The organism is Acidobacteriota bacterium (genome assembly GCA_009838525.1).
In the GTDB taxonomy this organism is placed as follows: Bacteria; Acidobacteriota; Vicinamibacteria; order Vicinamibacterales; family UBA8438; genus VXRJ01.
In genome coordinates this window covers 533545-545864 of the sequence record VXRJ01000018.1, presented here as the reverse complement: position 1 = coordinate 545864, position 12320 = coordinate 533545, and the positions used below count along the sequence as shown (strand labels likewise).

Sequence of the window (12320 nt, the reverse complement as noted above, 5' to 3'; positions counted from 1 at the left end):
CCGGTCACCGCCACGCGGTGAGGGTGGAACCGGCCTCGCCGGAACGGGATGGGTCGGCGCGCAACAAGGGCGTTCAGTCCGCCAGCCCGAACGTGTAAACGACGTTGCCAACCGTCATCGTGACGTACTGCCGGCCGTCGACCGCGTACGTCATCGGGTTCGCATTGACGGGACCGCCGAGCGGAATGTTCCAGAGTTCCGTGCCGTCGTCGGCGTCGAGGGCGAAGAAGTAGCCGTCGACGGTTGCGGCAAACACGAGACCCCCCGCCGTAGCCATCACGCCGGTCCGTGCCCGCGGTTTCATCGGGAACTCCCAGGCTATGTCGCCGGTGGCTGGCTCAAGGGCGCGGATGGCGCTCCGGTAATTGTCGACGGGCATGGGCGACTGCACGCCGCCGCCGGTGTAGCGCTCCCCTTCCTCGTACTCCTCTTCCCGAGTGAAGAACTCCCCTTCGCCGTCGAAGGTGTTGACGTAGAGCAGGCCGGTTTCCGGGCTGAACGATGGCGACCACCAATTCGTTGCGCCACCGGCGGTCGGCGCCACCACGGTTCCTTCAACGGTCGGCGCGGTGTTGGGAAGGCGGATCGGCCGTCCGTTCTCGTCCAGCCCTTCCGCCCAGGTCTGCAGCGCAAACGGCTTGCCGAGAAGAAACTCGCCGGTAACGCGGTCGAGCGTGTAATAGAAGGCGTTGCGGTTCGCCCAGAGCATCGTCTGGCGCGTCTCGCCCTCCATTTCGATATCGGCGAGCACTGGGATCTGGATGGCGTCCCAGTCGTGCACGTCGTGCGGGGTGAATTGGAAGTACCACGCCATCTCGCCGGTGTCTCCGTCCAGTGCGAGTACCGAATCGGAATAGAGGTTATCGCCCAGCCGGACATCGCCGTTCCAGTCGGGTCCAGGGTTGCCAGTCCCCCAGTACACCAGGTTCAGCTCCGGATCGTACGAACCGGTAATCCAGGTGGGCGATCCGCCCGTCCGCCACGACTCGCCCGCCCACGTCTGGTTGCCGGGCTCGTCCGGCCCGGGGATGGTGTAGGTCCGCCAGTGGAGTTCGCCCGTAGCCGCGTCGTAGGAATCAAGGAAGCCCCGGATTCCGAATTCGCCCCCCGCGATCCCGGTCACCACCTTGTCCTTCACGACGAGCGGCGCCGCGGTCTTGCTGTAGCCGGCTTGGTAGTTGGCCACCTCGGCGTCCCAGATAACGCTGCCGCTTCGCGCATCGATTGCCACGAGGTGGGCGTCCAGCGTGCTCATGTAAAGCGTTTCCCCAAGAATGGCGACGCCTCGGTTGTTCCGCCCGCAGCAGATCCGAATGTCCTCGGGCAGGGGATGCACGTAGCGCCAGTAAGGTCGCCCGTTGGTGGCATCTACCGCGGTGACGTTGCTCGGCGATTCCGTGATGAACATCACGCCGTCGACCACGAGCGGCGTCGTCTCGGCCCGATCGAGAGCCCGGATGTTGTAGGCCCATTTCAACTCGAGGTTCGCCACGTTCGTGGTGTTGACCTGATCGAGACGGCTGAATCGTCTGGCGTCGAGGGTGCCGTTGTACATCAACCAGTTGTGCGGTTCGTCGGCCGCGTTCACCAGGCGCTCCCACGTGACAGGCTCGAAACGGGGCACGTCCGCCTCCTGCGCGACGGCGACAACCGATAGGGAAGCAAGCAGCGCGACGGCCGTTGCAATGCGGGACATGGGCATTCCTCCCTCCGCCGGGACGGCATTCCCGCGATGATACTTCAGCCGCGGATGTCCTTAGACGACGCGGTGCAGCAGCTCGTCTCCCGCCCCCAGGCGGCGGCAGTTCTCCAGCGCCACCGCAAGGCTCCGCTCGATCGTCTCGCGCGTCAGCCAGGCCAGGTGCGGCGCAACGATCACATTCTCCATGGCAAAGAGGGGATTCGTCGCTGGTGCGGGTTCGGCTTCGTAGACGTCCAGACCGGCCGCGGCGATCCGGCCATCGCTCAGCGCCGCCACCAGCTCCGCCTCATCGATCAGCCCGCCTCGCGCCGTGTTGACGATCACCGCGCCCGGCTTCATCCGTTCGATCGCCGCAGCGTCGATCAAGCGCTCCGTTTCCGGCGTGATCGGAAGGTGCAGCGAAACGATGTCGCTTTCCGACAGGAGCCGGTCGAGCGGCACCCGCTCCCCCGCCGCATCCGGCTTGGGCGTCCGGCTCACGTACAGGACGCGCGCGCCCATCGCCGCGAGGACCGGCGCCAGCCGCTGCGCAACGGCGCCGAAGCCGATCAGGCCGACCGTCCGGCCCGCCACCTCCCCGCAGTCGTCCTGCAATGCCGTCTGCAGTGCCCAGCCGTTCCCCACGCGTGTAGTCCTGTCGACCTGAGCGGCGCGGCGAAGCGCCCCGAGCATCAGCAGCAGGGTTGCCTCCGCGACGGCCTGCGTGTTGGTTCCCGGCATGTTGCAGACGGGAATGCCGCGGCGGCGCGCGGCCTCGAGGTCGATCGTGTTCACGCCGATCCCGATCTTCTGGATCAGGCGGAGGGACGGCCCCGCCTCAATCATCTCCGCGCTCAGCGGCAGCAGAACGTGCCAGAGCACGTCCGTGTCGCCGATCAGGCGGTGGTAGCGGTCCAGATCCTCGACCGGGCAGATCGCCAATTCGACGGCGTCCGGCGCCAGGTTCGCGAACCGGCGTTCGAAGTCACGGCTGGCCGCGTAGTGGCAGAGCACCTTCATGGTGATCAGCGCGCCTGGGAGGATGCAATCCCGAAGGCGTCAACGTGCGCCGGTATCATACGCGCTGCGTGACCCATCCGGACGCCATTCTGGACGCCTTGCGCCGCATGAACCTGATCGATGCGACGGCCTCTCCTCCGCTCACGCCATTACCGGGCGGCGTCTCCTCCGATATCTGGCGTGTCGATCTTCCAACCGGTCCCCTCTGCGTCAAGCGGGCGCTGCCACGCTTGAAGGTCGCGGCGATGTGGGAGGCGCCGGTGGAACGAAACGGGTACGAGTGGGCCTGGATGCGGGAGGCGGCGCGAATCGTTCCCGGGTCCGTACCTCCCCTCGTCGCCCAGGACGCGCGCGCAGGCTGCTTCGCAATGGGGTTCCTCGATCCACATACGCACCCCCTCTGGAAGGCGCAACTCCGAAACGGCGACGTTCGCATATCGACCGCCCGCGCCGTCGGCGAGCGCCTTGCCGCGATACATGCGGCCACCGCCGGACGGGAGGAAATCGCCGCGCGCTTTCGAACGGACGATATCTTCCTGGCCATCCGGCTGGAGCCGTACCTGCTGGCCACAGCGGACCGCCACCCTGAATTGGCGCCGCGGCTGCGCGCCCTCGCCACGAAGACGGCAGCAACGAAGCGGGCGCTGGTCCATGGCGACGTCAGTCCGAAAAACATTCTGGTAGGGCCGGACGGTCCGATCTTCCTCGACGCCGAATGCGCCTGGTACGGCGACCCGGCGTTCGATCTCGCGTTCTGCTTGAACCACCTGCTGCTGAAGTGTCTTTGGACGCCCGCGGCGAGCGGGCGCTTCCTCGATGCCTTCGAGGCGCTCGCCGACTCCTATCTTCAGGGTGTGAGCTGGGAGCCGAGCGCGGAACTTGAGGAACGGACGGCACATCTCCTCCCCGGGCTGTTCCTGGCGCGTGTCGACGGCAAGTCGCCAGTGGAGTACGTCACCGGCGACACTGGTCGCAACCAGGTTCGCCGGACGGCCCGCCGATTCCTGCTGGAGCCGGTTCCGGCGCTCGCCCCGATCCCGGCCGCGTGGGCCGACACACTGGAAGAAGCGCGCTAGATGTCAGCATCGATCGACGCGAGATCCATCACGCAGGTGACCGCACGGCGCGTCTGGGACTCACGCGGGCGGCCGACAATAGAGGTGGAGGTGGGCCTGTCGAACGGCGCCGTGGGCCGCGCCATCGCACCGGCGGGAGCATCAACCGGGAGCGGCGAGGCGGTCGACCTTCGTGACGGAGGTGATGCGTTCGGCGGGTACGGCGTTAGCGGCGCCGTCCGGAACGTCAACGGCGTAATCCGGCGAGCCCTCCTTGGGCTGGACGCAGGCGCTCAGACTGCCATTGATCGGACGCTCGTCGATCTCGATGGCACGAACAGCCGGAGCCGCCTCGGGGGCAATGCGCTAATCGCCGTGTCGATGGCGGTCCTCCATGCCGCGGCCGCGGCCGAACCCTTGCCGCTCTGGAGTCATCTCCTGGGTGATGCGCCGGCCATCCTGCCGCTGCCCGAAATACAGATCTTCGGCGGCGGAGCACATGCTCGCGGCCGGGCGGACCTTCAGGATGTGATGGTGATGCCGGTAGGCGCAACCTCGTTCGCCGAGGCCCTCGACTGGACGGCCGATGTCTACCGTGTGGCTGGAAGGCAGATGGAGGAAGCGGGACGCCTGCAGGGCGTCGCGGATGAAGGAGGCTGGTGGCCCGCGTTCGACACGAACGAGAGCGCGATCGAGCAACTGGTCCAGGCCATCGAGTCGGCGGGGCGGCGGCCGGGTGAAGAAATGGCCATCTCGCTCGACGTCGCCGCGTCGACCTTCTACCGGGGGGGGCGATACGTTCTCGGTCTCGACGGACAGGACGTCGACAGCGACGGCCTGGCGGAGATGCTGATCGATTGGATCGACCGTTATCCGATCGCCTCCGTCGAGGACCCCCTCGCGGAGACGGACGCCGACGGCATGCGGCGCTTCACGGCCGCCGTCGGCCACCGTGTGCAGGTCGTCGGCGACGACTATCTCGTGACCAATGCGGCGCGCGTCGCCGATGCGGCTCGAACCTGCGCCTGCAACGCCCTCCTCGTCAAGCCGAATCAGGCGGGTACGATCACCGAAACCCGCGCCGCGCTCGACGCAGCTGTTGCCGCGGATTTCGCTACGATCGTCTCCGCGCGCTCCGGAGAGACGGAAGATGTCACAATCGCCCATCTCGCGGTTGGGTGGAGCGCCGGCCAGCTCAAGGTGGGTTCGTTTGCCCGATCGGAACGGATGGCGAAGTGGAACGAAATGCTCCGGATCGAGGAGGCGCTCGGCGGTGACGCCAGATTTGCCGGCGCCTCGGCGTTGCGTCCGGCACGCCCCGGAACTCAATCTGCCGATGGCGTCCTGAAGGAGAAACAGCGATGGCGATAACGACGACTGCTGCTCGACCTGCGACCTACGGTTTGGTGGGCATGCTGCTGATGGCCCCAGGCTTCACGCCGTCCGCCGCGGCGCAGGGAGGCGATGCCGCGGCGGCGTTCGTGCGCGTCGCCACGAGTTACCAACTCACGCCGAACGTCGTCTACCACCGCGCCGACGGGCGCGACCTGACCCTGGACGTCTACCGGCCGCGCGGCGCATCGGGCCCGGCCCCAACGCTGATGTACATCCATGGCGGTGGCTGGACGAACGGCAGCAAGGAAGCATCGGCGCTCACCTTCCTTCCCTATCTCGAGATGGGCTGGGCCGTGGTGAACGTCTCCTACCGCTTGGCCGACGCGGCGCACGCGCCGGCCGCAGTGGAGGATTGCCGTTGCGCGCTGCGCTGGATCTACCGGAATGCCGAGGGGTTCAACTTCGATGTCGAGCGAATCGTCGTGACGGGCAACTCCGCTGGCGGCCACCTCGCGCTCACGACCGGCGTGCTTCCCGCCTCGGCCGGCCTCGACGCGCAGTGCCCGGGAGACCGACGCCGGGTGTGGACGACCGGCAACACGTCGACCGCCGAACTGAAGGTGGCGGCGATCGTCAATTGGTACGGGATCACCGACGTCCACGACTTGGCAAACCGGACGCCCGGCACATCCGGCAATTTCACCGAGGCCTGGCTCGGCAGCCGTCCCGACCGTAACGACGTCGCGACACGCGTATCCCCGACGCACTACATCCGGGGCGACCTGCCGCCCATCCTGACGATCCACGGCGACGCCGATTCGATCGTCCCCTACGACCACGCGACCCGCCTGCATGAAGCGCTCGACGACGCGGGCGCCCCGAACCAGTTGCTGACCATCCCCGGCGGTGGCCACGGCGGCTTTACGCCCGACCAGAATCAGATGATCTACAACACCATCCGCCGGTTCCTGGGTGAACATGGGCTGACGTCCGCCACGTCCAACGAGTAGCCGTCACTCGGCGGGCTCGCCAGGGGTGACGGAAGGCGGGCTCGCCGGTCAGGGGTGCAGGGCGCGCAGGCGCGCCCGCTCGCTGTCCGTCAGGGGCAAGTAACCCGTCTCGTCGGGAATCGACAGCAGCGGCTGACATGGGCCGCACATCAGCGTATCGGGCTCCTCGTTGTGCAGCAGACCGAGCGTGTGCCCCAGCTCGTGCGCTACGACATGTCGGGTGACCATCGCATCGCCCCGGTCGGGACCGCGGACGGAACGGATGACAACCAGGTAGCGCGGCGGTTCGATGCGCGGAAGCGGCCAAGCGTACGACAGGATGTCCTGCGCCGACAGCAGCAGGATGACATCGGCGTCGAGGTTCGTCACCTCCGCTGGCGCATCGGGTTCCGCATCTCCTGCCGGAAGGCGGACCGCGCGCTGAGCAACCCGACGCGCGTAGTTCTCGATGTCACGCAGTTCCGGCGGGGCCACTACGACGCGCGGTCCGTCGAGGCGGGTGGCAACTTCCAACTCCGCCAACCTGGCGTTCCAGAAGCTGACCGCATCCCGTGCCGCCTCAATCCGCTGATCGCCGGCTGTCGGGACGATCAGCAACACGGTAACCGCTAGCGCCGCGGTTTGCACTTACCTGCCCGGAAGAACCAGACGCCCGGACGCGTCACAGACTCCAGCCTTCACGGTACTCCTCTTCGAGGAAGGCGTTCGCCTCAGGCACGTTCGAGACGCGCATCCGCTCGGAGTCCCAATCGATGGCGGCTCCGCTACGCACGGCCAGATTGCCGAGCAACACGACCTCGGTCAGCGGGCCGGCATGCTCTTCGAAGCTGGAACCAGAGGCGCCACGGCCCTTGCAGGCGTCGATCCATTCCCGATAGACACCCGGTGACCGCGGGTACTTTTCTGGCGGCGGGCTGGCCGTCACCTCGTCGTGCAGCGCCGTCGGAAACGCGCGCGGCTCGCGGCCGTACATGTCCGCGCCGATCAGGCCGTCGTCCCCCACGAACAATTGACCGCTGGACCCTCCCGGCAGCTGTTCCCCGTCGGCCAACTGGGGCGGGCGCGGCGGCGCAAGGCTGCCGTCGCGCCAGACGACCCGGACCGGAGGTCGCTCGCCGCGCGCCGGGAACTCGTAGACGATGCGTGAGACGGCTGGTGCCGTTTCCTTGAAGAGAGGCGTGGTCTCCGCCTCGATGCGCGTCGGTTGCCCGAGTTCGAGAGCCCAGAACGCGGCGTCCATGGCGTGACAGGCAATATCCCCCAGCGCGCCAGTGCCGTAGTCCCACCAACCGCGCCAACGGAACGGGTGATAGGCCGGGTGAAACGGGCGGTGCGGCGCCGGCCCGAGAAACAAATCCCAGTCGAGTCCCGGCGGTGCATGGTGAGCTTCCGTCGGGCGTTCGATGGCCTGCGGCCAGATGGGCCGGTTGGTCCAGTAGTGCACCTCGCGCACCGTGCCGATGGTCCCCGCCTCGAGCCACTCGCGAATCTGGCGCGTCCCCTCTCCCGCGTGTCCCTGGTTCCCCATCTGCGTCGCGACGCCGTGCTCACGAGCCGCGGCGGCCAGTGCGCGCGCCTCTGCCACCGTGCGCGTCAGCGGCTTCTCGCAGAAGACGTGCTTGCCCCGCCTCATCACCTCCATCGCGATCACGGCGTGCGTGTGGTCCGGGGTCGCGACAATTACCGCGTCGAGACCGGGTTCGAGATCGAGCATCCGCCGGTAGTCCTGGTAGACGCGGGCGTCCGGAAACTCGCGGAAGGTGCGCGCGGCAAAGCCCAGATCCACGTCGCACAGGGCCGCGATGTTCTCGCTGTCGCAGCCCCGCACGTCGGCCCGTCCGCGGCCACCCACGCCGATTCCCGCGATGTTGAGCGTGTCGCTCGGCGCCTGCGTGCCGCGCCCGCCGAGAACGTGACGCGGCACGATCATCACCGAAGCCGCAGATGCCGCGGCCAGGAATCTGCGACGCGAGATCCGGTTACCCACTTCCATGTCTCCCGACGCTCGACGGCGACCTCGCGGACGTCGGAAAACGCAAGCGATGACGTCCGTCCCGAATGATACTGAATTGAGTCGCGTGGCCGGCTGCGACTGGCGGACGGCACCGCCGCCAGCCTAATGGACGGCGGCGTCAAGTGGAGCGCGTCGTCGCTCCGCCGCCGGAATCGATGCCGAGACGGTCGATCAGCTTGCTCAATCCCTGGCGCGACATCCCCAGTTCCCGGGCGGCCCGGCGCCGCTGGCCGTTCGCGCGGATGAGGGCGGCGCGCACGAACGCCCGTTCGAATGCCCGCCGCGCTTCCGCCAGCGTCGGGCGGCGTTCCTCAACCGTGCGGCGAAATCCCGCGGGGAGCAGGTGCGGTCCCACCTCCCCTTCCGGTGGCGCCTGAATCGCCAATGCCGCGAGGACGTTCTGCAGTTCACGGACGTTGCCCGGCCATTCGTGCGAGACAAGCACCGCCAGCGTGTCGCGTGACAGGCGGGCGTGTCCCTGGGTCTGCGCCAGCGTCCGTCCCCAATAGTGCTCGGCGAGCGCCTCGATGTCGTCCGGTCGGTCGCGTAGCGGCGGCACATCGAGGTGGACCACATCGAGACGATAGAGCAGGTCGCGGCGGAAGCAGCCGCGGTCGGCCTCCCTGGTGAGGCCGCGGTTGGTGGCGGCAACTACCCGCAGGTCGAGGTTCCGCGTCCGGTTCTCCCCCAGTTTTCGGATCTCACCCTCCTGCAACGTGCGCAGCAGCTTCGCCTGCCCGCGCGGCGACAACTCTCCCACTTCGTCGAGGAACACGGTTCCACCGGAAGTCTCCTCCAACAGGCCACGGCGCGCCTGCCCGGCGCCGGTGAACGCCCCCTTGGCGTGACCGAACAGTTCCGCATCAATCAACTCGTCGCTGAATGTCGCGCAGTTGACCGCCGAGAACCGCTCGTGCCGCCGCGGGCCTTCCTCGTGCAGCGCCCGCGCCACGAGTTCCTTACCGGTACCGCTCTCTCCTTCGATCAGCACCGGAAAGGGAGCGGATGCCGCACGCGCGACGGCCTTGCGTAGCGCGACCATGGCCGGGCTCTTCCCCATCAGCCGCGCCAGCCCGCCCTCGACCCGTCTTCCGCTCTCCGTGTCACGCTTGGTCCAGTGTCGGCTCATGGGGCTCCGCCACTGTCAAATTCCGTGCCAACTCAGAACCTCTCGGCTCTCCCTGGTGGCCAGCAGGCGGACGCGCGGCTCGCCGGACGTACGGTCCGCAATACAATCGCCGCGTGATTCGGAGAATCCTGCGACTCGGCGACGAGCTGCTCGTCCGGCCGGCCGTCGATGTCGAAGAGATTACGGCGGATACGCAAGCCTTGATCGACGACATGGTCGAGACGATGTACGCGGCGCAGGGGATAGGACTGGCAGCTTCGCAGGTAGGTGTCGCCAAGCGGATCTTCGTTGTGGATCCGTCGGGCGGTCACGATGCGAACGCGCTTCTCGTGATGGTCAACCCGGAGTGGATCGCCCGCGAGGGCACCCAGCGGGAGGACGAAGGGTGCCTCAGCATCCCGGGATTCAGCGCGGTAGTAACACGACCGGCGCGCGCCGTCGTACGTGGGCTGGACCGCGATGGAACATCACGCGAGGCGGAAGGTACCGGTGTTCTGGCTAGGGCATTTGCCCACGAGATGGACCACCTGGATGGCTCCCTCTTTCTGAATCGCCTGAGCGGCATCCGGCGGGAGCTGATTGCCAGGAAGATCAAACGGTTGCGGCGCGCCGGGCGGTGGTAGCCCCGACTCGCCAGGAGAATCGAGCGCTGAGAATCGTCTTCTACGGCACACCGTCGTTTGCCGCCACGACCCTGGACCGGCTGCTCGCCTCCGCGCACGACGTGGTCGCCGTGGTTACGCAACCGGATCGCCCGCGCGGGCGTGGGCGGCGCATGTTTCCCTCGGCGGTAAAGGAACTGGCGGCGGCGAAGGAGCTTCTCGTGCTTCAACCGGAACGCCTGACTGACGAGACATTCCGCGCCCGGCTCACCGCCTGTGAGCACGACCTGGCGGTGGTGGCGGCGTACGGTCGGCTGTTGCCGGAGTGGCTGCTAGGCGCCTGCGCGCACGGAGCGATCAACGTGCACGCTTCGCTCCTGCCGAAGTGGCGCGGCGCAGCGCCGGTCCATCGGGCGATCATGGCGGGAGAGACCGAGACCGGCGTGACGATCATCCAATTGGTGAAGGAAATGGACGCCGGCCCGATGCTGGCCAGGCGCGCACGGCCAATCGAGCCGTCGGAAACGAGCAGTGCGGTGGAAGCGGCTCTGGCGGAGATCGGCGCCGACCTGCTGGTCGATACAGTGGACCGCATCGCCGCTGGCACTGCGGTCTTCGAGGAACAGGATCACGGGCTCGCGACTCTCGCGCCCCGCCTGACGAAGGCGGACGGCGTTCTCGACTGGCGGCGTCCGGCGGAGGCGATCCACAACCAGGTGCGCGGCCTGCAGCCCTGGCCACACGCGTCCGCGGCACTGGACGGCAAGCGCTATCTGATCCACCGCACGACACTGGTTATGCCGCCGTCTGACGGCTCCTCGCCCGCGGAACCGCCCGGCACCATCGTGGAGGCGCATCTTGACAGCCTGATAGTTGCCGCGGGCGACGATCATTCCGTTGCCATCCACGAGTTGCAGCCGGAAGGTGGCTCGCGCCTTTCGGCCCGGGCCTTCCTCGCTGGCCGCCCCTGGCGGCCCGGTGTCCGATTCGATCTTCCGGTGTGACCTCCACCATGACCAGACAGGTGGCACCCGCGCGCGTCGCGGCGCATCAGGTGCTGCGCGCGGTGCATCTGCGTCGGGATCTGGCAACCGCCCTCGCCGCGGCGCGTCGGGAACTCAACGACCCGCGCGACCGGGCGCTGGCCGGCGAGATAGCGTGTGGCACTCTCCGCTGGCGCAACGCGATCGATCACTTTCTGACACAGGTGTCAACACGTCCGCTCGCGAGAATCTCGCCCCCGATCCTCGACCTGCTCCGTGCCGCTACGTATCAGATCCACTGGCTGGATCGAATACCGCCCCACGCTGTCGTCGCCGACGCGGTCACGCTGAGCAGAGTCATTGGCAAGCCTCGCGGCGCGGGCTTCGTCAACGCGGTCCTTCGCGCCCTGGCTGATACACGGCGTGCCCCGGCGTTGTCTCTTCCCGATGCGCCAGCGCATGACACGCGCCCGGAGAACGCCGAGAATCCTCTCATTTCTCGTGAACCAGCCCTTGACTATCTCGGCGTCACCCTTTCCCACCCGCGCTGGCTTGTTGCCCGCTGGCTCGATCGCCACGGATTCGACGCGGCCGTCGACTGGACCCGTTTCAACAATGGCGTTCCGCCTGTCACGCTGCGTCCCAATCTCGCGCGGATCAGTGCGTCGGGTCTCGCCACCGCCCTCGCCGCCTACGACGTCAGGACGACTCCTGCCCGTCACGCCCCTCACGGACTCCACGTCCAGGTCGGCGACCCGGCCTCGACCCCGCTTGCGGCGGAGGGCCTCTTCGTCATACAGGACGAAGCCTCGCAACTGATTCTCGAACTCGTAACGCTACCTGCGGGCGGCACGATTCTCGACCTGTGCGCCTCACCAGGAAACAAGACCGCCGGTCTTGCCGCGCCCCGCGTGGAGGTGTCGGCGCCGTCGGCCCGCCGCCAGGACGACGGCGTCGCGCTGGTTGTCGCCTGCGACCACCGCCCGCATCGCGTCTCGCTCCTCAAGCGCGCCCGGGAGCGCCTTGGCCTCTCCAACGTCGCGGTTGTCAGGCTGGACGCAACCGCGCCACTCCCATTCGGTGAACGGTTCGACCACGTCCTCCTCGACGCCCCCTGCTCCGGCCTTGGAATCGTCCGCCGCGACCCGGACATCAAATGGCGCCGCGAACCCCGTGACTTGCACGTCTTCGCCGATCGGCAACTCGCGATGCTGCGCCGCGCCGCCGCGTGCGTGCGTCGCGGTGGTCGGCTGGTCTATTCGACCTGCTCGAGCGAACCCGAAGAGAACGAGGAAGTGGTTGCACAGTTCCTGGAAGACCGCACCGCGTTCACGCTGATCCAACCGGAGAGCCCGGTCGCACGACCGTTCGTCGACAATGCGGGCTACTTCCGGACGCTTCCGTTCCGCGACGGTGTCGATGCATTCTTCGGCGCCGTCCTGCGGCGGAAGGCTGCGTGAGGCGAGCCGGCCTTGTCGGAGCGGGAGCGTG

At 67.7% G+C, this 12320-nt stretch carries 11 protein-coding genes; 6 read left to right on the top strand and 5 right to left on the bottom strand.

Translation table 11 applies throughout. The features are described 5' to 3' along the window. Positions 1-73: 73 nt before the first annotated feature. On the bottom strand, positions 74-1696 hold the full coding sequence (locus tag F4Y45_08310; protein MXY24510.1) for a PQQ-dependent dehydrogenase, methanol/ethanol family: 1623 nt from the start codon (positions 1694-1696) through the stop codon (positions 74-76). Positions 1697-1756: 60 nt separating this feature from the next. Beyond that, positions 1757-2701, bottom strand: a complete 945-nt coding sequence (locus F4Y45_08305) for a hydroxyacid dehydrogenase (GenBank protein MXY24509.1) — start codon at positions 2699-2701, stop codon at positions 1757-1759. A gap of 107 nt (positions 2702-2808) precedes the next feature. Here F4Y45_08305 and F4Y45_08300 point away from each other — a divergent pair, with 107 nt between their 5' ends. The 3 genes from F4Y45_08300 to F4Y45_08290 are packed head-to-tail and all read left to right on the top strand — an operon-like array spanning position 2809 to position 6101. Then, positions 2809-3777, top strand: a complete 969-nt coding sequence (locus F4Y45_08300; protein MXY24508.1) for an aminoglycoside phosphotransferase family protein — start codon at positions 2809-2811, stop codon at positions 3775-3777. 12 nt (positions 3778-3789) lie between these two features. Continuing rightward, the gene (locus F4Y45_08295) at positions 3790-5127 is read left to right on the top strand and encodes a phosphopyruvate hydratase (GenBank protein MXY24507.1); all 1338 of its coding nucleotides are present in this window, start codon (positions 3790-3792) and stop codon (positions 5125-5127) included. A gap of 41 nt (positions 5128-5168) precedes the next feature. Further along, on the top strand, positions 5169-6101 hold the full coding sequence (locus tag F4Y45_08290; GenBank protein MXY24506.1) for an alpha/beta hydrolase: 933 nt from the start codon (positions 5169-5171) through the stop codon (positions 6099-6101). A 48-nt stretch (positions 6102-6149) separates the two neighbouring features. Here F4Y45_08290 and F4Y45_08285 read toward each other — a convergent pair whose 3' ends face one another. From F4Y45_08285 to F4Y45_08275, 3 genes are all read right to left on the bottom strand, one after another. Next, entirely contained in the window at positions 6150-6701 is a 552-nt protein-coding gene (locus F4Y45_08285) for a matrixin family metalloprotease (protein MXY24505.1), read from the bottom strand. Between the two features lie 61 nt (positions 6702-6762). Beyond that, the gene (locus tag F4Y45_08280) at positions 6763-8094 is read right to left on the bottom strand and encodes a Gfo/Idh/MocA family oxidoreductase (protein ID MXY24504.1); all 1332 of its coding nucleotides are present in this window, start codon (positions 8092-8094) and stop codon (positions 6763-6765) included. A gap of 139 nt (positions 8095-8233) precedes the next feature. Next, positions 8234-9244: a sigma-54-dependent Fis family transcriptional regulator gene (locus F4Y45_08275; protein MXY24503.1), complete on the bottom strand. Its 1011-nt coding sequence runs from the start codon at positions 9242-9244 to the stop codon at positions 8234-8236. Here F4Y45_08275 and def point away from each other — a divergent pair. The 3 genes from def to F4Y45_08260 are packed head-to-tail and all read left to right on the top strand — an operon-like array spanning position 9121 to position 12289. Continuing rightward, the gene (def, locus tag F4Y45_08270) at positions 9121-9867 is read left to right on the top strand and encodes a peptide deformylase (GenBank protein MXY24502.1); all 747 of its coding nucleotides are present in this window, start codon (positions 9121-9123) and stop codon (positions 9865-9867) included. The two genes, F4Y45_08275 and def, sit on opposite strands and share 124 nt — an antisense overlap. After that, complete coding sequence (locus F4Y45_08265; protein ID MXY24501.1) at positions 9750-10850, top strand: methionyl-tRNA formyltransferase; 1101 nt, start codon at positions 9750-9752, stop codon at positions 10848-10850. The genes def and F4Y45_08265 overlap by 118 nt, the downstream gene beginning before the upstream one ends. An 8-nt stretch (positions 10851-10858) precedes the next feature. Next, entirely contained in the window at positions 10859-12289 is a 1431-nt protein-coding gene (locus tag F4Y45_08260; protein ID MXY24500.1) for a 16S rRNA (cytosine(967)-C(5))-methyltransferase RsmB, read from the top strand. The last annotated feature ends 31 nt before the right edge of the window (positions 12290-12320 follow it).